A 19068-nucleotide genomic window follows, 5' to 3' on the forward strand; every position below is an offset into this window, starting at 1 on the left:
TTCAGACACCCGGAACACCCGGATGCCGCAATGCAAGAGACGCAAATTTTATCGACCCAGCCGCAGGCCCTGACCGAAGACCCCCGCCAGCCCCTGGGCCGGCGGGTGCTGGTGTTCGACGCCTGCCATGTCGGGGTGATCCTGCGCGCGGTGCTTTTCGTGGAGGCGGTGCTGGGCGTGGGCGCCCTCTTCAACACCGCCACGCCCCTGGAATGGCTCGGCCGGCTGTCGCTGCTGACGGGCGGCGTCCTGCCCGCCACGCTGGCCTGGCTGGTCACCGCCTGCAGCCTGAAGACCGTGCTGCAGCGCCTGCCGGTGGCCTTGCAATACGCGGCGGGCGTGGCGCTGGGCACGCTGTCCGGGCTGTATGCCTGCGGCATGCTCGCGCTGGTGGGCGTGGCGGCCGACCCGCCCTGGCTGGCCAGTGCCGCCAGCGGCGCGCTGCTGTCGGCAGCGCTGGTGGCGGCGCTGGTGCTGCGCGCCCGCGCCCGCACGCCCGCAGCCACCACGGCGCGGCTGTCGGAGCTGCAGTCGCGCATCCGTCCGCATTTTCTTTTCAACACGCTCAACAGCGCCATCGCCCTGGTGCGGGCCGAACCGGCCAAGGCCGAGGCGCTGCTGGAGGACCTGAGCGATCTGTTCCGCCACGCGCTGGTGGATCAGGGCGAGTCGGCCACGCTGGGCGAAGAGATCACCCTGGCGCGCCGCTACCTGGACATCGAGCAGGTGCGCTTCGAGGAACGGCTGCGCGTGCAGTGGTCGCTGGACGCCCGCGCCGACGGTGCCCGCCTGCCCCCGCTGCTGCTGCAGCCGCTGGTGGAAAACGCGGTCAAGCACGGCGTGGAGCCGAGCGCCACGGGCGGGCGGCTGCGCATCGTGACCGAGCTGCGCGGCAGCCGCGTGATCGTGGTCATCACCAACACCGTGCCCGCCGCGCCGCAGCGCGAGGGCGGCAGGCCGCGCGGCCACGGCATCGCGCTGGCCAACGTGCGCGACCGCCTGCGGCTGCTGCACGACGTGCAGTGCGAGTTCAGCGCCGGCATGCAAAATGGCCGCTACCAGGTGCGCATTTCGTTGCCCGCGCGGTCCTGACCTTTCCCCCTTCGCCCCTGCCATGCACATCCTGATCGTTGACGACGAAGCCCTGGCCCGCAGCCGCCTGCGCACCCTGCTGGCCGACTGCGACGCGCGGCACACCGCCGCCGAGGCCGCCAACGCCGCCGACGCGCTGGCGCAGCTGCAGCCCTCGGGCGGCCGCGCCTTCGACACCGTGCTGCTGGACATCCACATGCCCGGGCAGGACGGCCTGGCCCTGGCCCATGCCATGCGCACCCTGCCCTACCCGCCGGCCATCGTGTTCGTGACGGCCCATGCGGACCACGCCGTGAGCGCGTTCGAGCTGGACGCGGTGGATTACCTCACCAAGCCCGTGCGGCGCGAGCGGCTGGAAAAAGCCCTGGGCAAGGCCCTGCGCGCCCGGCACCCGGGCGCCCCGCCCGCGCCCACGGCGCCCATTCCCGATGGCGAGACTCTGCTGATCCAGGACCGGGGCCGCACCGAGCGCGTGCCGCTGGCCGAGGTGCTGTACTTCAAGGCCGAGCAAAAATACCTGACGGTGCGCACCGCTGTGCGCAGCTACATCCTGGACGGCTCGCTGAGCGAGCTGGAGGCGCGCCATGGCGACCGATTCCTGCGCATCCACCGCAACGCGCTGGTGGCCCGCCGCGCGGTGCGGGCGCTGGAAAAGCACTACGACCCCGAGGAGGGCGAAGGCTGGGCCGTGCGGCTGCACGGGCTGACCGAATTGCTGGCCGTGTCGCGCCGGCAGGTGGCGGCCGTGCGCGAAGAACTGGCCGGCTGAAGACCGAGGGTGTTTTGGGCCGCCAGCACAATCAAATTGCCGGCATACCGCTATTGATTTAATAGCAAACCCAGGCCCTGACGCGCCGCCGCACCGGGGCCCCACAGCCGGTCAGTGCGCGTGGGCCATGCCGCTCACCAGCGTGACCACCGTCATGCCCGCCACCAGCCAGGCGATCTGCGCCACCGTCTGGCCCGCGCTCAGGCGCTTTTGCAGCTGCGGGATCAGGTCGGCCAGCGCCACGTAGATGAAGCTGCTGGAGGCGATGGCCAGGAAGTAAGGCAGCCAGTCCTGCAGCTCGCCGACCAGGAAATACCCCACGACCCCGCCCAGGGCGGTGACCGCACCGGCCAGCGACACCTTCAGCAGCGCCATGCGGCGGTTGGCGCTGGCCTGGCGCAGCACCACCAAGTCGCCCATGTGGTGCGGCACCTCGTGCGCCAGCACCGACAGGGCCGCCACCACGCCCAGGCGCAGGTCGGCCATGAAGGCCGAGGCGATCAGGATGCCGTCGCCGAAGCAGTGCACGCTGTCGCCCGTGAGCAGCGCCCAGCCGCCGCCACTGCGCCGCGCTTCGCCTTCGGCATGGGCGTCACCGTTCGCGTGGTCATGGGCGTGGCCGTGCCCCTGCGTATGGCCATGGGCATGCCCGTGCGAATGCGCATGGCCGTGTCCGTGGCCATGCTCGTGCCCGTGGTGCCACAGCTCGGCCTTGTCGAGCAGAAAGAAGAACACCAGCCCCACCAGCAGCGTGGCGAACAGGTCGTGCGCACCGGCCTGGCTCTCGAACGCCTCGGGCAGCAGGTGCATGAAGGCCGTGGCCAGCAGCGCGCCGGCCGCCAGGCTCAGCAGGTGCTGCGGCCCCACGCCGCGCCGGCCGTCGCCCAGCCCCGCACGCATCAACAGGGCGGCCACCCACACGCTGCCGATGCCGGCCGCCAGCGTGGCCAGGATGATTGCTACCAAAGTCATGGCTTCTCGTGCTTTCCCTGCAAGGCCTGTCGGCCTTTTGTATCGAATCGATTCGGCGCGCACGGCGCGCAAAAAAAGCCCCGAAGGGCTTTGGCGGGACCGCTGGGGCAGGAACGCCGCCGGCGATGGTCTCTCAGGCCACGCCGTGTGTCTTGAACCACTGCAGCGCCCGCTTCCATCCGTCCTCGGCCGCTTCCTTTCGGAAGCTGGGCCGGTAGTCGGCATGGAAGGCATGGGGCGCGTCGGGGTACACGACGAACTGCGACGCCTTGGCGGCAGCGGAGCCGGTCTGGAGAGCCGCTTTCATCTTATCAATCGTGTCAAGGGGGATGCCGCTGTCTTTTTCGCCGTACAGGCCCAGCACCGGCGCCTTGAGGATCGGGGCGATGTCCACCGGGTGCTTGGGCGTGAGCTCGCTGGCCTGCCCCACCAGCCGGCCGTACCAGGCCACGCCCGCCTTGACGGGGCCGTGGGCGGCGTATAGCCAAGTGATGCGGCCACCCCAGCAAAAGCCGGTGATGCCGACCTTCTTCAGGTCGCCGCCGTTCTCGCCCGCCCACTTCACGGTGCCGTCCAGATCGGCAAGCACCTGCGCATCGGGCACCTTGGAGACCAGCTCGCTCATCAGCTTGGCGGCTTCGGTGTACTGAAGCGGATCGCCCTGGCGGGCATACAGCTCGGGGGCGATGGCCAGGTAGCCGGCCTTGGCGAAACGGCGGCAGGTGTCGGCGATGTATTCGTGCACGCCGAAGATCTCCTGGATCACCAGCACCACCGGCAGGTCGGTCTTGCCGGCGGGCGCGGCGCGGTAGGCCGGCACTTTGAAGCCGTTGACCTCGATGCTGACCTTGCCCGCCGTGAGCCCGTCCGCGGGCGTCTGGATCGCGGTCTGCGCCATCACGGGCATGGCCGCGGCGGCATAGCCCACGCCGAAACCGGCACCCAGGGCGACACGCATCGCGGTTCGGCGGGTGGCTCCCGCCTCGGTGCTCTGGCCCGGCAAGAGGGCGTCGAAATCGGTCTTGAGGTCATCACGCAGCATGGTCTGGCTCCTGGTTGGGTGAAAGGATCGGCAGCGCAAGAGTCTAGGGCCTGCGGCGCGCGGCGGCATGACCCGCAGGGCTGAACGGGTTTGCCGCCGTTCACCCAGGGCCGGTGCAGCAAAGGTGCAGTGATGGCGCGGCTCTTATTTCTGTATTGACAGAAATAAAAGAAAACTAAACTGCCCCCATGCAACTGACCGACATCGCCCAACGCTTCGTGGTCCATTGGGGAGAGATGGGGACCGCCTGGGGCGTGAACCGCACCGTGGCCCAGATCCACGCGCTGCTCTTCTTCCATGGCCGCCCGCTGCACGCCGAGGAAATCTGCGAGACGCTGGGCGTGGCCCGTTCCAACGCCAGCAACAGCCTCAAGGAGCTGCTCAACTGGAACCTGATCCGCACCACCCACGTGCTGGGCGACCGGCGCGACTATTTCGAAACCTCCACCGACGTGTGGGAGCTGTTTCGCACCGTGGTGCGCGAACGCAAGGAGCGCGAGTTCGACCCCACCGTGCGCATGCTGCGCGAACTGGTGGCCCGCCCCGACTTCGCCAGCGAAACCGCCGATGCCCAGGACCGCGTGCGCGAGACGCTGCACCTCATGGATTCGCTGGGGGTTTGGGCCGACGAAATGCTGCGCCTGTCCCCCGCCACGCTCGACAAGGTGCTGCGCCTGGGGGCCAGCGTGCAGAAGTTCGTGCGCGACGGATCGGCCGACAAGGCATCCCCGGGCTAGGCTTTTTTTGCCCTGATATTTCTGTTTTGAATGAAATTTCGGAAGGATTGAACATGAATGCCGCAGCCACCCCCAACCCCGCCATCTATCCCCTCACCCTCTACTTCGACTCGCGCTGCCGCCTGTGCGCCGCCGAGATGGGCAACCTGATGCTGCGCAATACCAGCGGCCTGCTGCGCTTTGCCGACGTGTGGGCGCCAGACTTCGAAGGCCCGCCGGCAGGCACCACGCGGGACGACCTGCTCACCCTGATCCATGCGCGCCAGGCCGACGGCCGGCTGCTGCGCGGCGTCGCGGTGTTCCGCGCGGCCTACGAGGCCGTGGGCCTGGGCTGGCTGACCGCCGCCACGCGCTGGCCCGTCATCGGGCCGCTGGCCGACCGGGTGTACCCGGTGCTGGCACGCAACCGCTATCGCCTGCCGCAGTGGCTGGTGCACGGCCTGTTCGAGAAGGCCAGCGGCGCGGCCGCCCGCCGGGCCGCGGCCCGCCGCTGCGGGCAGGGCGACGACCAGTGCCGGCTCTGACGACGCCCCTCACACCTTTCACGGAGCAGTTCCATGCACATCCTTCTCACCGGCTCCACTGGATTCATCGGCCGCGCGGTGCAACGCGCGCTCGAACGTGCGGGCCACACCGTGCACGGCGGCGTCTCGCCGCGCCGCGCGGCAGGCCGCCCCGGCCAGGTCGCCATGGATTTCGCACACGACACGGCGCCCGCCGCGTGGCTGCCGCGCCTGGCAGGCATCGACGCGGTGGTGAATGCCGTCGGCGTGCTGCGCGACACCCGCGCACGCCCCATCGACGCCTTGCACCAGCACACGCCGGTGGCCTTGTTCGACGCCTGCGCCCAGGCCGGCGTGCGGCGCATCGTCCAGATCTCGGCGCTGGGCATTGCCGGCAGCGCCACACGCTACGCCACCACCAAACGCGCGGCCGACACCCACCTGCTCGGTCTGACCGCACAAGGGGCCGTGTCGGGCGTGGTGCTGCGGCCCAGCATCGTGTTCGGCCGGGGTGGCGCCAGCAGCGCGCTCTTCATGAACCTGGCACGCCTGCCGGTGCTGGTGCTGCCCGGGCCGGTGCTGCAGGCCCGCGTGCAGCCCGTGGCGGTTCACGATCTGGCCGATGCGGTGGCCGCGCTGATGGGCCCCGCGCTGGACACGACCGGACTCATCGAATGCAGCGGGCCCGAGGCAGTGCCCATGGCCGAACTGATCGCCAGCCTGCGCCAGCAATCGGGCCACGGGCCCGCCCGCGTACTGCGCCTGCCGGATGCGCTCAGCCACCTGAGCGCCCGCCTGGGCGACCAGGTGCCGGCCCTGCCCTGGTGCAGCGAAACGCTCGCCTTGCTGGGCAGCGACAACACGGCGGACCCGGCCGCGTTCCAGCGCCTGCTGGGCCATGAAGCGACGCACTACCGCCATCTGGTCGAAAGCGCCTGGGCGCCGTCCGCACGATGAACGCCGAAACCACCCGCTGGCTGCGCGCCAGCCTCGTCCTGGTGTGGCTGGGCACCGCACTGGCCAGTGCCATCGAATCGCAAGGCCAGGGCCGCGATCTGCTGGTGCGTGGCGGGCTGCAGAGCGAAGCCTGGATCCAGGCGCTGGTGTGGGACGGCATCGCTGCCGACACGGCCATCGGGCTCGCGCTGTGGCTGCGCCCCGGCCGGGCCACCGATGCCCTGGCACTGGCCTTGATGGGCGTGATGACGGTGGTCGCCACGGTGCTGCTGCCCGCGCTGTGGCTGGACCCGCTGGGGCCGCTGCTCAAAAACCTGCCCATTGCCGCCATCCTCGTCGTCCTGCTGAAAGCACCACGCACATGAACACCTATCTCGCACTCAAATGGATCCACATCCTGTCCAGCGTGCTGCTGGTGGGCACGGGCTTCGGCTCGGCGTTCTACCTGTTCTTCGCCAACCGCAGCGGCAGCGTGGCCGCCCAGGCCGTGGTGTCGCGGCTGGTGGTGCGGGCCGACACGTGGTTCACCACGCCGGCCGGCATCGTGCAGCCGGTGACCGGCGTCGCCATGGCGATGATGGCCGGCTGGCCGCTGTCCACGCCATGGCTGGCCACCTCGATCGCGCTGTATGCAATAGCCGGCCTGTGCTGGCTGCCGGTGCTGTGGCTGCAGTGGCGCATGGCTGCCATGGCACGGGACGCCGCCGCGCAAGGCACGCCGATGCCGGCGCTCTACACCCGCTATGCGCGCTGGTGGGAGGCGCTGGGCTACCCGGCTTTCGTGGCCATGCTGGCCGTGTTCTTCCTGATGGTGCACAAGCCCGCGCTGTGGGGCTGATGGTTGTTCAGGCGATGGCGTCGGCGCCCGCACGCGCGGGCGTTCGCGGCTCGATCCCGGCATAGGCGCAGCGCGCCAGTGCCTCGGCCAGCACCTGCGACGGGTTGACCAGGCGAGCGCCCGCCGCGGCCTCGTCCAGGGCCAGCGGGATTTCGGTGCAGCCCATGATGAGGGTCGAAACCCCATCGCGTTCGCGCAGCGCCTGTGCCACCGCCGCGAAGCGGTGGCGGGCCAGTGCATAGTCGCCGGCCTTCACGCCGTCGTAGATGCCCTGCATGAGCTGCTCGCGCTCACCAGGCTGCGGCAGCACGCAGGCCACCCCGTGGCGCTGCAGTTCGGCCTGGTACAGCCCGCTGTCGTAAGACCCTTGCGTGGCCAGCAGCGCCACGCGAGGAACCTGCGCGGCCGCGAGCCCGGCCGCCACTTCGCGCATGCCGTGCAACACCTGCAGCTGCGGAAACCGCTGCTGCAGCTCCCCATGCCAGGCATGGGCCGTGTTGCATGCGATCGCCACGGCCTGCACCCCCAGCGCCACCAGTCGACCCGTGGCCTGCGCCATCGGCTCTGCCGGCTGGTGGGCGCCGGACGTGCGGTCGCCCAGGGCCGCCGTGCGATCGGGAATGGGCACCTGCGCCAGCCAGTGCTCCGGATAGGCCTGATCCCGCACGGGAATGCCGAGCGCGGCCATGCGCCGCGTGCACGCCTCCACGAAGAGCCGCACGAAATCGGCCCCGGCGGCCGGCCCCATGCCGCCCAGAATGCCCACCATGCGGGGCACCGGGGAGATCGGGGGGATCGACGGTGTCATGGACAACCTCTGGAAAGCGCTGGCGCAGGGGGCGATCAGTTGGCGGGCTTGTCGCTCTGCGCCACCAGGTTGTCGCGCAGTTCCTTGGACATGGGCAGGCCCAGGTTCTGGCCCTTGGGCGGCACGGGCGACATGAACCACTTGGTGTAGAGCTTCTCGAACTCGCCGGACTTCATCATCCCGCCGATCACGCCGTTCACCAGCGCCTGGAACTGCGGATCGTCCTTGCGCAGCATGCAGGCATAGGGCTCGACCTGCAGCGAATCGCCCACCACCACCCAGTCCGCGGGGTTGCGCGCATTGCCCTTCAGGCCGAACAGCAAAATGTCGTCCATGGCGAACGCCTCGGCACGGCCCGAATCGACCAGCAGCATGGAATCGTCGTGGTCCTTGCCGAGCACGATGTCCATCTCAAGGTTGTTCTCGCGGCTGTACTTGCGGATCACCTGCGCATTGGTCGTGCCGCTGGTGCTGGCGACCTTCTTCTTGGCCAGGTCAGCGTAGTTCTGCACGCCCGAGGTCTTCTTGGTGAGCAGCCGGGTGCCGGTGTAGAAATAGTTCACGGCGAACTGCACGTCCTTGCCGCGCGCGGAGTTGTTGGTGGTGGAGCCGCATTCGAGGTCCACCGTGCCGTTGGTGATGAGCGGAATGCGGTTCTGCGACGTGACGGCCTGCAGCTCCACCTTGATCGCCGGGTTCTTGAGCTTGGCGCGCACCGCATTCACCACCGCGTTGGAGATGTCCACCGAGAAGCCGATCGGCTCGCCCGGGCCCGCCAAGTAGCTGAAGGGTACCGACGATTCACGGTAGGCCAGCGTGATCTTTCCCGAGTCGGCGATCTTCTGCAGGGTGTCGGCGTGGGCCGCGGTGGCCGCAGCGCACACGCCGCAAGCGAGGACTGCGGCAGACAGGAATGGCTTCATGGGGAACTCCTTGACGGGAACAAAAAAGGGAATGGAACGGTGCAGGTGCCCAGGCACTTTAGGAACTCGGTGCGGCTTTGAACAATTCATTCGGCAGCATGGGCCATGACGAAAAGTTATGCCATCCGCATCGGCCAGGGGGTCCCCATGCAATCTTCGCGCCCGGCGCCGGCGCATAACTTCCCGGCATGCCTGCCCCGCGGTTTGGCATTGTTCAAAGGCCGCGCCCGTCCCTAGAGTGCCCAGGACGGACAACCAACGGGAATCGAGCGATATGGATGCATGTGTGATGGGTGCGGGCATCGTGGGCCTGGCCACGGCCTACGCGCTGCAGCGCCAGGGGATGCGCGTCACGGTGATCGACCAGGGCCCCGTGGGCGGCGGCGCCAGCGGCGGCAATGGCGCACAGCTGAGCTACAGCTACGTGCAGCCCCTGGCCGACCCCAGCCTGTGGGCGCAACTGCCCAAGCTGCTGCTGTCGCGCGAATCGCCGCTGCAGGTGCGACTGCAGCGGGACCCGCACCAGTGGCGCTGGGCCCTGCAGTTTCTGGCGGCCTGCAACGGCGCCACCTCGCGTAGCACCACAGCGCAACTGCTCGCGCTGGCGGCCCGCAGCCGCGCCGGGTTCGAAGCCATGCGCGCCCGCGAGGCGCTGGAATGCGACTTCTCCAGCACCGGCAAGCTCGTGCTGTACGGCACGCGCGATGGCCTGGCCGCGGCCGAGCGGCAGATGGAACTGCAGCGGGCCTGGGGCAGCGAGCAGGCCTCGGTGTCCCCCCAGCGCTGCGTGGAACTGGAACCGGCGCTCGCCCACCATGCGCCCCACATTGCCGGCGCGATCCACACGCCCAGCGAGTGCGCGGCCGATTGCCAGAAGGTGTGCGATGGGCTGCATGCCCTGCTGGCCCAGCGCGGCGCGCGCTTCGAACTGGGTGCGCAGGTACAGGGGTTCGACCGGGTACAGGGACGCATCGCGGCGGTGCGCACCAGCGCCGGCACCATCGAGGCCGACCGTTTCGTGCTGGCGCTGGGCAGCGGCAGCGTGGCGGTGGCCCGGATGGTGGGCGTGCACCTGCCCGTCTATCCGATCAAGGGCTACAGCATCACCCTCGACGCCCTGGCCGATGCACCCTGGGCGCCCCGCATGAACGTGACGCACGCGGGTCGCAAGGTCGTGTTCGCCCGCCTGGGCCAGCGCCTGCGCGTGGCCGGCATGGCAGAGCTGGTGGGCGACGACCGCCGCATCCACCCCGAACGCATCGACAGCCTGCGCGCCACGGTGCGCACCGTGCTGGGGCACGAAGCGCCCGCCGCATCGCTGCACCCCTGGACCGGCATGCGCCCCGCCACGCCCACGGGCCTGCCCATCGCCGGCCGCGCCGCCGAGGCCGACAACCTGTGGCTCAACACGGGGCACGGGGCACTGGGCTTCACCTTGGCGTTCGGTACCGCGGCCATCGTGGCCGAGCAGATGCTGCAGGCCTGCGCGCCCACCTGAGTCACGGCGGGGGGAGGCCGGCGCGCGTTCGCCGCCGTGCTCGGCTTGTCAGTCGCTCTCTGCCAGGCCGGCCGACGCCAGCGTCTGCGCCACCGCATCGCGCATGCAGCGCACCATGGTGTCCGCCAGCAGCGATGCGGGCCGGTTCACCATGCGCAGCGCCTTCACGGGCACCGCGATGCGCGGCGCGAGCGCCAGCACGTCCACCCGCGTGCGGTCGGCCGACGCCGCGGTGCACACATCCACCAGCGCCACGCCCAACCCGTGGTGCGCGAGCGCGAGCGCCGCGTGGTAGGTCTGCACCGTGAAGGCCGCCTGCAGGCCCACGTCGGCCTCGCGGCTGGCGTGGTTCACCATCGTGCCGAGCGGGTCGTTCGCCTCCAGGCGGATCACCGGCGTGTGGGCCAGATCGGCCAGGTGCACCACGCCGGCCTGCACCACGTCCGCACCCAGCGTGCCCTTGGGAGCGATGCACACCACGCGCCCTTCCGCCAGCGTCTCCTGCGCCAGCGAGGGGTGCACCAGCGCACTGAACACGAAGCCGATGTCGGCCTCCTGCAGCACCAGGGCCGAGACGATCTGCGGCGAGTGCAACGCATCGATGCGCACCACCACGTCCGGGTGCTGCGCACGGAAGGCCTGCAGCGCGCGCGGCATCACCTCGTGGCTCAGGGCCAGCACGCTCAGCACATGCAATTCGCCTTCGCGCTGCTGGCCGCGCAGGCTGTTGGCCAGGCGCTGCACGTCGTCGAGCTGGTTGAACAGCCGCTCGATGTGCGGGTACAGGGTCTGCGCCTCGCGCGTGGGCACGAGCCGCCCCTTCATGCGGTGGAACAGCGCGAAACCCAACTGCAGTTCGGCATGCGCGAGGATGCGGCTCACGGCCGGCTGGGTGACGTTGATGAGCCGCGCGGCGGCGCTCACGCTGCCGGTGAGCATCACCGCATTGAAGACTTCGATGTGGCGCAGGCGCATGGCAAAGGCAGGCTTTTTCGAAAGAAGCGAAGCCGACCATATTGCATCAAAAAGCATCAGCACCCGCTGTAAGCTGGACGCAATTGGAAACAAATGTCGCGGTGCGGTCATCCGGTACGGATAGGCTCGCCGTGGTACGTGACAACCCAAGGCCAAGGTGGCTCTGGGAGGCCTGCCGTCTTTCGATCCCGTCGGCGCGCCGCGTTGCCCATTCCTCTGGATTGCATCCAGCACCCCTCCCTCCGTTCAGAAAGAGACAAGGCATGGCAGATTCAAGTGGCAGCGCGTGGGTTGCCCGGTTCCCGACCAGTACCTCCACCAGCGATCTGATCGCCAGTTTCCGCACCAAGGTGGACACGTTCATCGCCGCGCTGGAAGCCGGGGGCGCCTCGGTCTCCATCTCCGCCACGCTGCGCCCGCCGGAGCGGGCCTACCTCATGCATCACGCCTGGCGCATCGCCCGCGAAAACGCGGACGCCGCCACGGTGCCCGCGATGGCGGGTGTGGACATCGAATGGGTCCACCGCGGTGCCACGGGCGCGGTCAATGCGGGCGCTGCCCGGGTCGCCGCCAACCAGATGGTGGCAGGCTATGGCATCGTGTATGCGCCCGCACTCACCTCGCGCCATTCCGAGGGCCGCGCCATCGACATGACGATCACCAACTATTCAGGGAAGGCCTTCAAAGATGCCACAGGCACCAGCACCACTGTCACCACCGCTGCGCAATTGCATGCCCTGGGCGCGACTTACGGGGTCTACAAGCTCACGTCCGACCCGCCGCACTGGTCCGATGATGGCCACTGAGCGCAACAGCACCCGCCGCCCCTTGAGCGGTACGGCAGGCCAGATGGCCGACGGCCGTTTTTTCAGCCGGTCCACGGCCTCGGTCCTTCTGGCGCTGGCGGGGCTGGTCCTCGGCGGCACCAGCGCGCAGGCCGACACCGCGCAGCCCGTGCCTTCGGCATCGCCCGTGTCATCGCGCGTGGGCCTTCTCGACGCCCGCCGGCCCGACGCACCCCGGCTGGTGCTGGGCCAGCCGCAGCCTGAAGGCGAGGCACTTCACTACCTTCGGTTGTCTCCGCCCATGGGCAAGACGCCGGAGTGCTGCGTTCAGGCGGGCGCGGCAGTACAGGACGCTTCCATCTTGCAATACCGCGGTGAAGACGCGGTCCCTGCGGATGAACGGGATGCGAAATTCCAGAAGGCGCCCGAAGAAGGCTTCGTGGGCCTGCTGCTGGCGAACAACGCCGTGGTCTCCCGCACCAATGCCCACCGCGTGGTGCTGCGATGGCCGGACCGCAAGGCCCGCGTGCGCGTGGACCATTGCCTGTCCAGCGAAGGCATGCACGTGAAGGTCGCAGAGAGCGGCGCCAAGGGGCAATGGGTGCCGAAGGCGCATTACTACCTTCCGCTGGGAGCGGACGTAACGCCGGATTGCCCTCCTTGACTCTTCTGTGATGAAGCGGGCAAACCGATCCCTCTAGAATTCGGGCCGCTTCAAAAATCAAGGGAGGAAGAAATTGGGGAAATTTGAAAACGGATTGATTGCAGACAAAAACATTGAAGTAAAAACATTCCCGTCCATCGAGCATGACGCGTTGAAAAAGGTCACGTCCATTGTCTTGCATCGCACCGATTCGTCGACAGCGAGCAGTTCGCTGAACGCATACAAAGCAGGTCAAAAGACCGGGGCACATTTCCTGATAGACAAATCAGGAAAAATCTATCAAACGGCCAGCCTGCTGAAAACGTGCTGGCATGTTGGCATTTTGCAACCTCGCTGTCTCAATGAAAACAGCTGCGCACCAGAAGATCTAAAAACCATTAATGCAATGTTGCACGAGCGGGGCATGAGTTTTGGGCGCAGGGCCACCAATGTGTCGGATTCCGAAAATCGGAAGGTCTACCCGCTGCGTTACCCCTCCAACAGCGACTCTATCGGGATCGAGGTGGTGGGTCTCTTTCTAACCGGCAATCAGGTCTATGAGACGCCGACTTCCGCACAGCTATATCAGACCAAATGGCTTACCCAACTTTTATTGACTGAGTATGGCCTCAAGCTGAATGCGGACGTCTACTCACACGGCGCCATAGCCCGAAAACAACCTGCAGAAGGCGCGCAGTTGCTCAAATATCTTTTCAGTGGCGCATGAGATGCAGGATCTAAGAATCTCCTCCGTCCTATTTGTCTTAGTCAGTGCAGCCCTTCTGGCTGTGTTAGGCACCCACATCAGCCGGCCCGGGCCAACAAATACCAGGCTTGCTGTCATCGATATAGAGCGACAGGTGGACAACGCAGCCGACACCATGGGCTGCGAAACGCTGTCCCTCACGCCAAAAGACGTAGCCACCTATTTCTCGAGCGCCAAGGAAGTCTCTGCCGCGACATTCCATGCCGAATCGATCATCCTTCCGTGCAGCTTCTCCGGCACGCTCATGAAAGGCGGGGCGAAATACGCGTGGCGCATCCACGCAGCAGGAGCGGGTTACCTGACGGCCGAGGCCACCGGCCAGACGCAGCGGTTTCTCTGCCAGGCCGCGTGCGAAAAGGCGCTGCCTGCGTTGATGGGGCAGTAAAGCCGGAGTCGGGCCGGCCCTGACCGGCCCCAGCCCGCCCGCGTCAGTGCGCCTTGTCCCAGTTCGGCCCCACGCCGACCTCGGCCAGCAGCGGCACCTTCAGGTCCGCCACACCCGCCATCAACCGGGGGATCTCGCGGCGCACCCAGTCCACCTCGCTCTCGGGCAGCTCTAACACCAGTTCGTCGTGCACCTGCATGATCATGAGCACGCCCGGCTTTTCGGCGTCCAGCACGTCCTGCACGGCAACCATGGCCTTCTTGATGAGGTCGGCGGCGGTGCCCTGCATGGGCGCGTTGATGGCGGCGCGTTCGGCGCCGCTGCGGCGCGGGCCGTTGGGCGAGTTGATCTCGGGCAGGTACAGGCGCCGGCCAAACACGGTCTCCACGTAGCCCTTGGTCTTGGCCAGGGCCTTGGTGTCGTCCATGTATTGCTTCACGCCGGGATAGCGCTGGAAATAGCGGTCGATGTAGGCCGCGGCGGCCTTGGTCTCGATCCCCAGGTTCTTGGCCAGGCCGAAGCTGCTCATGCCGTAGATGAGCCCGAAGTTGATGACCTTGGCGTAGCGCCGCTGCTCGCTGCTGACCTGGCCGACCTCGACGCCGAACACCTCGGCCGCCGTGGCGCGGTGCACGTCCAGCCCTTCGGTGAAGGCATGCAGCAGCGAGGCGTCGCCGCTCAGGTGGGCCATGATGCGCAGCTCGATCTGGCTGTAGTCGGCGCTGGCGATCACACGCCCGGGCGGCGCCACGAAGGCTTCGCGCACGCGCCGCCCTTCCGCCGTGCGAATGGGAATGTTCTGCAGGTTGGGGTCGTTGCTGGACAGGCGCCCCGTCACCGCCACGGCCTGGGCGTAATGCGTGTGCACGCGGCCGGTGGAGGGATGGGCCAGTTGCGCCAGCTTGTCGGTGTAGGTGCCCTTGAGCTTGGACAGGCTGCGGTGCTCCAGCAGCTTGGCGGGCAGCGGATAGTCCTCGGCCAGCTTTTCCAGCACCTCTTCGTCGGTGCTGCGCGCGCCGGTGGCAGTCTTCTTGACCACCGGCATGCCCAGCTTGTCGAAGAAGATCTCGCCCAGTTGCTTGGGGCTGCCCAGGTTGAAGGGCTGGCCCGCGATCTCGTACGCCTCGGTCTCCAACTGCAGGATGCGCTGGCCCAGCTCATGGCTTTGCTGCGCGAGGATGGGCGCGTCCACCAGCACGCCGTTGCGCTCGATGCGGTAGAGCGCCTCGCTGCTGGCCATCTCCAGTTCGTAGATGCCGCGCAGCTTGTCGTCGGCCTGCAGCTGGGGCCACAGCACGCGGTGCACGTCCAGCGTCTGGTCGGAGTCTTCGCACGAATACTCGGCCGCCAGTTCGATCGACACCTGGCTGAAAGGAATCTGCTTGGCGCCCTTGCCGCACAGGTCTTCGTAGTGGATGCCGCTGCGCCCCAGGTGCCGCTCCGCTAGGCTGCCCAGGCCGTGCGGCCGGTGCACTTCGAGCACGTAGCTCTGCAGCATGGTGTCGTGGGCGTAGCCCTGCACTTCGATGCCGTGGTTGGCCAGCACATGGCGGTCGTATTTGACGTGCTGGCCGAGCTTCTTGCGCGTGCCGTCCTCCAGCCAGGGCTTGAGCCGCGCCAGCACTTCGTCGCGGGGCAGTTGCGCCGAGGCGTCGGGGTAGTCGTGCATGAGCGGCACGTAGGCGGCCGTGCCCGCCTCCACGCTCCAGCTGATGCCGACGATCTCGGCGCGCATCTCGTCGAGCGAGGTGGTCTCCGTGTCGATCGCCACCAGTTCGGCGGCCTGCAGGCGCGCGAACCAGGCATCGAACGCCTCCCAGGTGAGCACGGTGTCGTACTGCAGGTTGCTCACCTTGGCCGCAGCCACTTCGGCGGGCTCGTCGAACAGGCCGGGCGTGGGGTCCATGGCGCCGCCACGTCCCCTGGACGCCTTGGCGGCCCCTTCCTCCAGCAGTTCCGGGGCAGTTTCCTGGATGTCGATGGCCCGGGCCAGGCCCTTGAATCCGTACTGTTCGTAGAAGGCCTTGAGGGCCGCGGCGTCCTGCGCGCCGGTGGTCAGCGCGTCCAGCGACGGCAGGCCGGCCACATGCCCTTCCAGGTCGCAGTCGGTGCGGATGGTGACCAGTTGGCGCCCGGTGGGCAGCCAGTCGCGCGCGTTGCGCAGGTTCTCGCCCGCCACGCCCTTGATCTCGGCGGCGCGCTCCATCAGCGCATCGAGCGAGCCGTATTCCATGAGCCACTTGGCGGCCGTCTTCGGGCCCACCTTGGGCACGCCGGGCACGTTGTCCACGGTGTCGCCCACCAGGGTCTGGTAGTCCACCATCAGGTGCGGTGGCACGCCGAACTCGGCCGTCACGCCGGCGATGTCGCGCTTCTTGCCGCTCATGGTGTCGATGATGGTGATGTACGCATCCACCAGCTGGCTCATGTCCTTGTCGCCGCTGGAGACGATCACCTCCACGCCCTGCCGCGCCGCGGTGACGGCGAGCGTGCCGATCACGTCGTCGGCCTCCACGCCCGGCACGTCGAGCACGGCCCAGCCCAGCAGGCGCACGACCTCGTGGATCGCCGGGATCTGGCTGCGCAGGTCGTCGGGCATGGGCGCGCGCTGCGCCTTGTATTCGGGATAGATGTCGTCGCGGAAGGTCTTGCCCGAGGCGTCGAACACGCAGGCCGCATAGTCGGCGCGCACTTCGCGGCGCAGGGCCTGCATCATGTTGACCATGCCGCGGATGGCGCCCGTGGCCGGGCTGGCGGGGTCGCCCGGCACGGCCCGCAGGTCGGGCATGGCATGGTAGGCGCGGTACAGATAGCTGGAGCCGTCTACCAGCACCAGGGTCTTGGGTTTGCTCATAGCCGCAGATTGTGCCCCGCGCTGCGCGCCCCCCAGGTGCAGCGCTCTACAATCCGCCCCATGCGCGCTGCCCACACCCTCCTCCTGCTGGCCTTCATCGCCGGCCCCGCCCTGGCCCAGACCCCCAATCAAAACGCGGCCCAGCGCACGACTGGTCAGCGCGAGCAGCTACCAAATCAGGAGCAATCGGCAGGCCGCCAGAACCAGCGCGTCGAGCGCATCCAGGTCGAAGACGAAGGCAGCCGCGTGAACGAGCTGCGGGTGGGCGGCCAGACGCAGAGCATCACCGTGCAGCCCAAGACCGGCAGCATGCCCGAATACGAAGTGCAGCCCGGCGAAGGCGCCCGCACCCGCCCACGCAACGGCGCCGAGACCAACACCGCACCGCGCGTGTGGAACGTGATGAAGTTCTGAGCCCCCGGCCGCCCGCCACGGCGCGGCCACCGGGCGATCCGGCGCGCGGCGGCTTCGGCTGCCTTCCCTGCATTCGCACTTCCGTGCCTTTTTCCTCTCCCCTCCTTTTTCCTTTTCTTCGTTTGCGCTGAGCGATGGCCGTCTTCACCGAAGTCTCCAAGAAAGAGGCGCGCGACCTGCTGCGCCGTTTGCAACTGGGCACGCTGGTATCGCTGCGCGGGATCGAGGGCGGGATCGAGAACACCAACTACTTTCTCACCAGCGACCAGGGCGAGTACGTCCTCACGCTGTTCGAGCGGCTCACCGCCGAGCAGTTGCCGTTCTACCTGCACCTGATGAAGCACCTGGCGCACGCCGGCATTCCCGTGCCCGACCCGCGGGCCGACAAGCACGGCGACATCCTGCACAGCGTGGCCGGCAAGCCGGCCGCGGTGGTGAGCAAGCTGCGCGGCAAGAGCCAGCTGGCGCCCGAAGCCTCGCACTGCGCCGCCGTGGGCGCCACGCTGGCGCGCATGCACCTCGCCGGGCACGGCTACGAACGCCGCCAGCCCAACCTGCGCGGGCTGGCCTGGTGGAACGAGACCGTTCCCGCCGTGCTGCCCCACGTGGGCGAGGAACAGGCCGTGCTGCTGCGCTCCGAGCTGGCCTACCAGAACCACGTGGCGGCCTCCGCCGGCTATGCCGCGTTGCCCCGCGGGCCGGTGCATGCCGACCTGTTCCGCGACAACGTGATGTTCGACGGCGAAGAGCTGACTGGCTTCTTCGACTTCTACTTCGCGGGCGTGGACACCTTCCTCTTCGATCTGGCCGTGTGCCTGAACGACTGGTGCATCGACCTGCCCACGGGCGCGCACCACGACGTGCGGGCCCGCGCGATGCTGGACGCCTACCAAAGCGTGCGCCCGCTCACCGCCGACGAGCGCACCCTGCTGCCCGCCATGCTGCGCTCCGGCGCGCTGCGTTTCTGGATCTCGCGGCTGTGGGATTTCCACCTGCCGCGCGAGGCCTCGCTGCTGACGCCGCACGACCCCACGCACTTCGAGCGCGTGCTGCGCGAACGCCTGGCACACCCCGTGCATGCCTGAACGGACGCGGGCGGCCCGCCGCCGGCCGCATGTCCCTGGCCCGTGCACGGCTTGGGGCCCCTCCACCACAATCCACCCATGAAACTCCACATCGTTCCCGCCCGTGCCGGCCTTGACTGGGTCCGGCTCGGCATCCGCGTCTTCTGGCGCCAGCCGATGGCGCTGGCGGCCCTGTTCTTCATGACCATGGCCGCGATGTCGCTGGCCACCCTGCTGCCGCTGATCGGCCCGGCCGTCGCGCTGGCCCTGCTGCCCTCGGCCACGCTGGCCATGATGGTGGCCGCGGGCGAGGCCACGCAGGGGCGCTTTCCCACGCCAGCGCTGCTGCTGGTGGCGTTTCGCACCGGGCGCCAGCGGCTGCGCGACATGCTCATCCTGGGCGCCCTGTACGCCATGGGCTTTCTGGCGGTGATGGCGATTTCGGCGCTGGTGGACGACGGGCAGTTCGCCCGCGTGTACCTGGGCGGCGAGCAGCTCACGCGCGAGGTGGCCGAGGCGGGGGATTTCCAGGCCGCCATGTGGCTTGCCCTGGCGCTGTACGTGCCGCTGTCGCTGCTGTTCTGGCATGCGCCGGGCCTGGTGCACTGGCACGGCGTGCCGCCCGTGAAGGCATTGTTCTTCAGCATGGTGGCGTGCCTGCGCAACTTCAGCGCATTCACCGTCTATGGCCTGGTGTGGACGGGCGTGTTCCTGGGCGCGGGCATCGTGGTCAGCATCGGCGTTACGCTGCTGGCGCTCCTGGGCCTGGGCAGCGGCGTGGCAGGCGGCATCATGGTGGCGACCGCGCTCATGCTGGCGGCGATGTTCTTCACCTCGGTGGTGTTTTCGTTCCGCGACTGCTTCGAGCCACCGGAGCGGCGCCTGGTCCCGACTCCGTCCGAGGCCGCTGCCGAGCCGCCCGGCCCGCTCTGACGCGCATGCCCTTCGGGGCCAGGCCACGGGGCAAAAGTCCCCGGGCCACCGCCGGCCGGACGAGCGCAGTCCGGTCCGGCCGACGGTCCCGCATTCGCCCGTCGATCGCT

At 68.4% G+C, this 19068-nt stretch carries 21 protein-coding genes; 15 read left to right on the forward strand and 6 right to left on the reverse strand.

The features are described from left to right. Nucleotides 1-30: 30 nt before the first annotated feature. Nucleotides 31-1092: a sensor histidine kinase gene (locus M5C96_RS18120; protein ID WP_272564524.1), complete on the forward strand. Its 1062-nt coding sequence runs from the start codon at nt 31-33 to the stop codon at nt 1090-1092. A 22-nt stretch (nt 1093-1114) separates the two neighbouring features. Then, nucleotides 1115-1861, forward strand: a complete 747-nt coding sequence (locus tag M5C96_RS18125) for a LytR/AlgR family response regulator transcription factor (protein WP_272564525.1) — start codon at nt 1115-1117, stop codon at nt 1859-1861. A gap of 111 nt (nt 1862-1972) precedes the next feature. On the opposite strand, the gene M5C96_RS18130 is transcribed toward M5C96_RS18125, so the two are convergent. Both M5C96_RS18130 and M5C96_RS18135 read right to left on the reverse strand, forming a co-directional pair. Continuing rightward, entirely contained in the window at nt 1973-2833 is an 861-nt protein-coding gene (locus M5C96_RS18130) for a ZIP family metal transporter (RefSeq protein WP_272564526.1), read from the reverse strand. A 133-nt stretch (nt 2834-2966) separates the two neighbouring features. Further along, a complete protein-coding gene (locus M5C96_RS18135; RefSeq protein ID WP_272564527.1) occupies nt 2967-3875 on the reverse strand; it encodes a dienelactone hydrolase family protein in 909 nt (302 codons plus the stop codon). A 188-nt stretch (nt 3876-4063) separates the two neighbouring features. On the opposite strand from M5C96_RS18135, the gene M5C96_RS18140 reads away from it, so the two are divergent. The 5 genes from M5C96_RS18140 to M5C96_RS18160 are packed head-to-tail and all read left to right on the forward strand — an operon-like array spanning nt 4064 to nt 6910. Continuing rightward, nucleotides 4064-4612 (forward strand): GbsR/MarR family transcriptional regulator, encoded by a 549-nt coding sequence (locus M5C96_RS18140; protein ID WP_272564529.1) that lies wholly within the window; start codon nt 4064-4066, stop codon nt 4610-4612. Between the two features lie 53 nt (nt 4613-4665). Next, complete coding sequence (locus M5C96_RS18145) at nt 4666-5136, forward strand: thiol-disulfide oxidoreductase DCC family protein (protein ID WP_272564531.1); 471 nt, start codon at nt 4666-4668, stop codon at nt 5134-5136. 33 nt (nt 5137-5169) lie between these two features. Further along, complete coding sequence (locus M5C96_RS18150) at nt 5170-6072, forward strand: NAD-dependent epimerase/dehydratase family protein (protein ID WP_272564532.1); 903 nt, start codon at nt 5170-5172, stop codon at nt 6070-6072. Further along, nucleotides 6069-6437 (forward strand): DoxX-like family protein, encoded by a 369-nt coding sequence (locus M5C96_RS18155; protein WP_272564533.1) that lies wholly within the window; start codon nt 6069-6071, stop codon nt 6435-6437. Before M5C96_RS18150 ends, M5C96_RS18155 begins: the two co-directional genes overlap by 4 nt. Continuing rightward, entirely contained in the window at nt 6434-6910 is a 477-nt protein-coding gene (locus tag M5C96_RS18160) for a DUF2269 family protein (protein WP_272564534.1), read from the forward strand. The genes M5C96_RS18155 and M5C96_RS18160 overlap by 4 nt, the downstream gene beginning before the upstream one ends. Before the next feature lie 7 nt (nt 6911-6917). On the opposite strand, the gene M5C96_RS18165 is transcribed toward M5C96_RS18160, so the two are convergent. Next, nucleotides 6918-7718: an aspartate/glutamate racemase family protein gene (locus tag M5C96_RS18165; protein WP_272564536.1), complete on the reverse strand. Its 801-nt coding sequence runs from the start codon at nt 7716-7718 to the stop codon at nt 6918-6920. 35 nt (nt 7719-7753) lie between these two features. Next, complete coding sequence (locus M5C96_RS18170; RefSeq protein ID WP_272564537.1) at nt 7754-8641, reverse strand: amino acid ABC transporter substrate-binding protein; 888 nt, start codon at nt 8639-8641, stop codon at nt 7754-7756. Between the two features lie 274 nt (nt 8642-8915). Between M5C96_RS18170 and M5C96_RS18175 the strand changes: the two genes are divergently transcribed. Further along, nucleotides 8916-10139 (forward strand): D-amino acid dehydrogenase, encoded by a 1224-nt coding sequence (locus M5C96_RS18175; protein WP_272564538.1) that lies wholly within the window; start codon nt 8916-8918, stop codon nt 10137-10139. 48 nt (nt 10140-10187) lie between these two features. Here the strand turns inward: M5C96_RS18175 and M5C96_RS18180 are convergent, their stop codons facing one another. Next, a complete protein-coding gene (locus M5C96_RS18180) occupies nt 10188-11114 on the reverse strand; it encodes a LysR substrate-binding domain-containing protein (protein WP_272564539.1) in 927 nt (308 codons plus the stop codon). A gap of 263 nt (nt 11115-11377) precedes the next feature. On the opposite strand from M5C96_RS18180, the gene M5C96_RS18185 reads away from it, so the two are divergent. The 4 genes from M5C96_RS18185 (at nt 11378) to M5C96_RS18200 (ending at nt 13693) form a co-directional block, all read left to right on the forward strand. Next, the gene (locus tag M5C96_RS18185) at nt 11378-11920 is read left to right on the forward strand and encodes a hypothetical protein (protein ID WP_272564540.1); all 543 of its coding nucleotides are present in this window, start codon (nt 11378-11380) and stop codon (nt 11918-11920) included. A 22-nt stretch (nt 11921-11942) separates the two neighbouring features. Further along, nucleotides 11943-12563: a hypothetical protein gene (locus M5C96_RS18190; RefSeq protein ID WP_272564541.1), complete on the forward strand. Its 621-nt coding sequence runs from the start codon at nt 11943-11945 to the stop codon at nt 12561-12563. Between the two features lie 73 nt (nt 12564-12636). Then, on the forward strand, nt 12637-13269 hold the full coding sequence (locus M5C96_RS18195; RefSeq protein WP_272564542.1) for a peptidoglycan recognition protein family protein: 633 nt from the start codon (nt 12637-12639) through the stop codon (nt 13267-13269). Nucleotides 13270-13402: 133 nt separating this feature from the next. Continuing rightward, nucleotides 13403-13693 (forward strand): hypothetical protein, encoded by a 291-nt coding sequence (locus M5C96_RS18200; RefSeq protein WP_272564543.1) that lies wholly within the window; start codon nt 13403-13405, stop codon nt 13691-13693. Nucleotides 13694-13736: 43 nt separating this feature from the next. On the opposite strand, the gene polA is transcribed toward M5C96_RS18200, so the two are convergent. Further along, on the reverse strand, nt 13737-16547 hold the full coding sequence (polA, locus tag M5C96_RS18205; RefSeq protein ID WP_272564544.1) for a DNA polymerase I: 2811 nt from the start codon (nt 16545-16547) through the stop codon (nt 13737-13739). A gap of 60 nt (nt 16548-16607) precedes the next feature. Between polA and M5C96_RS18210 the strand changes: the two genes are divergently transcribed. The 3 genes from M5C96_RS18210 (at nt 16608) to M5C96_RS18220 (ending at nt 18958) form a co-directional block, all read left to right on the forward strand. Then, on the forward strand, nt 16608-16961 hold the full coding sequence (locus M5C96_RS18210) for a hypothetical protein (protein WP_272564545.1): 354 nt from the start codon (nt 16608-16610) through the stop codon (nt 16959-16961). Nucleotides 16962-17095: 134 nt separating this feature from the next. Beyond that, nucleotides 17096-18046: a homoserine kinase gene (locus M5C96_RS18215; RefSeq protein WP_272564546.1), complete on the forward strand. Its 951-nt coding sequence runs from the start codon at nt 17096-17098 to the stop codon at nt 18044-18046. A gap of 78 nt (nt 18047-18124) precedes the next feature. Next, entirely contained in the window at nt 18125-18958 is an 834-nt protein-coding gene (locus M5C96_RS18220) for a BPSS1780 family membrane protein (RefSeq protein ID WP_272564548.1), read from the forward strand. Nucleotides 18959-19068 lie beyond the last annotated feature (110 nt).

Origin of the sequence: Acidovorax sp. GBBC 1281 (assembly GCF_028473645.1) — a bacterium.
Taxonomy (GTDB): domain Bacteria; phylum Pseudomonadota; class Gammaproteobacteria; order Burkholderiales; family Burkholderiaceae_C; genus Paracidovorax.

Coding starts and splice junctions, on each gene's coding strand:
- M5C96_RS18120 (WP_272564524.1), top strand. CDS start 31: ATGCAAGAGACGCAAATTTTATCGACCCAGCCGCAGGCCCTGACCGAA.
- M5C96_RS18155 (WP_272564533.1), top strand. CDS start 6,069: ATGAACGCCGAAACCACCCGCTGGCTGCGCGCCAGCCTCGTCCTGGTG.
- M5C96_RS18140 (WP_272564529.1), top strand. CDS start 4,064: ATGCAACTGACCGACATCGCCCAACGCTTCGTGGTCCATTGGGGAGAG.
- M5C96_RS18165 (WP_272564536.1), bottom strand. CDS start 7,718: ATGACACCGTCGATCCCCCCGATCTCCCCGGTGCCCCGCATGGTGGGC.
- M5C96_RS18160 (WP_272564534.1), top strand. CDS start 6,434: ATGAACACCTATCTCGCACTCAAATGGATCCACATCCTGTCCAGCGTG.
- M5C96_RS18180 (WP_272564539.1), bottom strand. CDS start 11,114: ATGCGCCTGCGCCACATCGAAGTCTTCAATGCGGTGATGCTCACCGGC.
- M5C96_RS18175 (WP_272564538.1), top strand. CDS start 8,916: ATGGATGCATGTGTGATGGGTGCGGGCATCGTGGGCCTGGCCACGGCC.
- M5C96_RS18135 (WP_272564527.1), bottom strand. CDS start 3,875: ATGCTGCGTGATGACCTCAAGACCGATTTCGACGCCCTCTTGCCGGGC.
- M5C96_RS18125 (WP_272564525.1), top strand. CDS start 1,115: ATGCACATCCTGATCGTTGACGACGAAGCCCTGGCCCGCAGCCGCCTG.
- polA (WP_272564544.1), bottom strand. CDS start 16,547: ATGAGCAAACCCAAGACCCTGGTGCTGGTAGACGGCTCCAGCTATCTG.
- M5C96_RS18185 (WP_272564540.1), top strand. CDS start 11,378: ATGGCAGATTCAAGTGGCAGCGCGTGGGTTGCCCGGTTCCCGACCAGT.
- M5C96_RS18145 (WP_272564531.1), top strand. CDS start 4,666: ATGAATGCCGCAGCCACCCCCAACCCCGCCATCTATCCCCTCACCCTC.
- M5C96_RS18215 (WP_272564546.1), top strand. CDS start 17,096: ATGGCCGTCTTCACCGAAGTCTCCAAGAAAGAGGCGCGCGACCTGCTG.
- M5C96_RS18130 (WP_272564526.1), bottom strand. CDS start 2,833: ATGACTTTGGTAGCAATCATCCTGGCCACGCTGGCGGCCGGCATCGGC.
- M5C96_RS18170 (WP_272564537.1), bottom strand. CDS start 8,641: ATGAAGCCATTCCTGTCTGCCGCAGTCCTCGCTTGCGGCGTGTGCGCT.
- M5C96_RS18220 (WP_272564548.1), top strand. CDS start 18,125: ATGAAACTCCACATCGTTCCCGCCCGTGCCGGCCTTGACTGGGTCCGG.
- M5C96_RS18210 (WP_272564545.1), top strand. CDS start 16,608: ATGCGCGCTGCCCACACCCTCCTCCTGCTGGCCTTCATCGCCGGCCCC.
- M5C96_RS18150 (WP_272564532.1), top strand. CDS start 5,170: ATGCACATCCTTCTCACCGGCTCCACTGGATTCATCGGCCGCGCGGTG.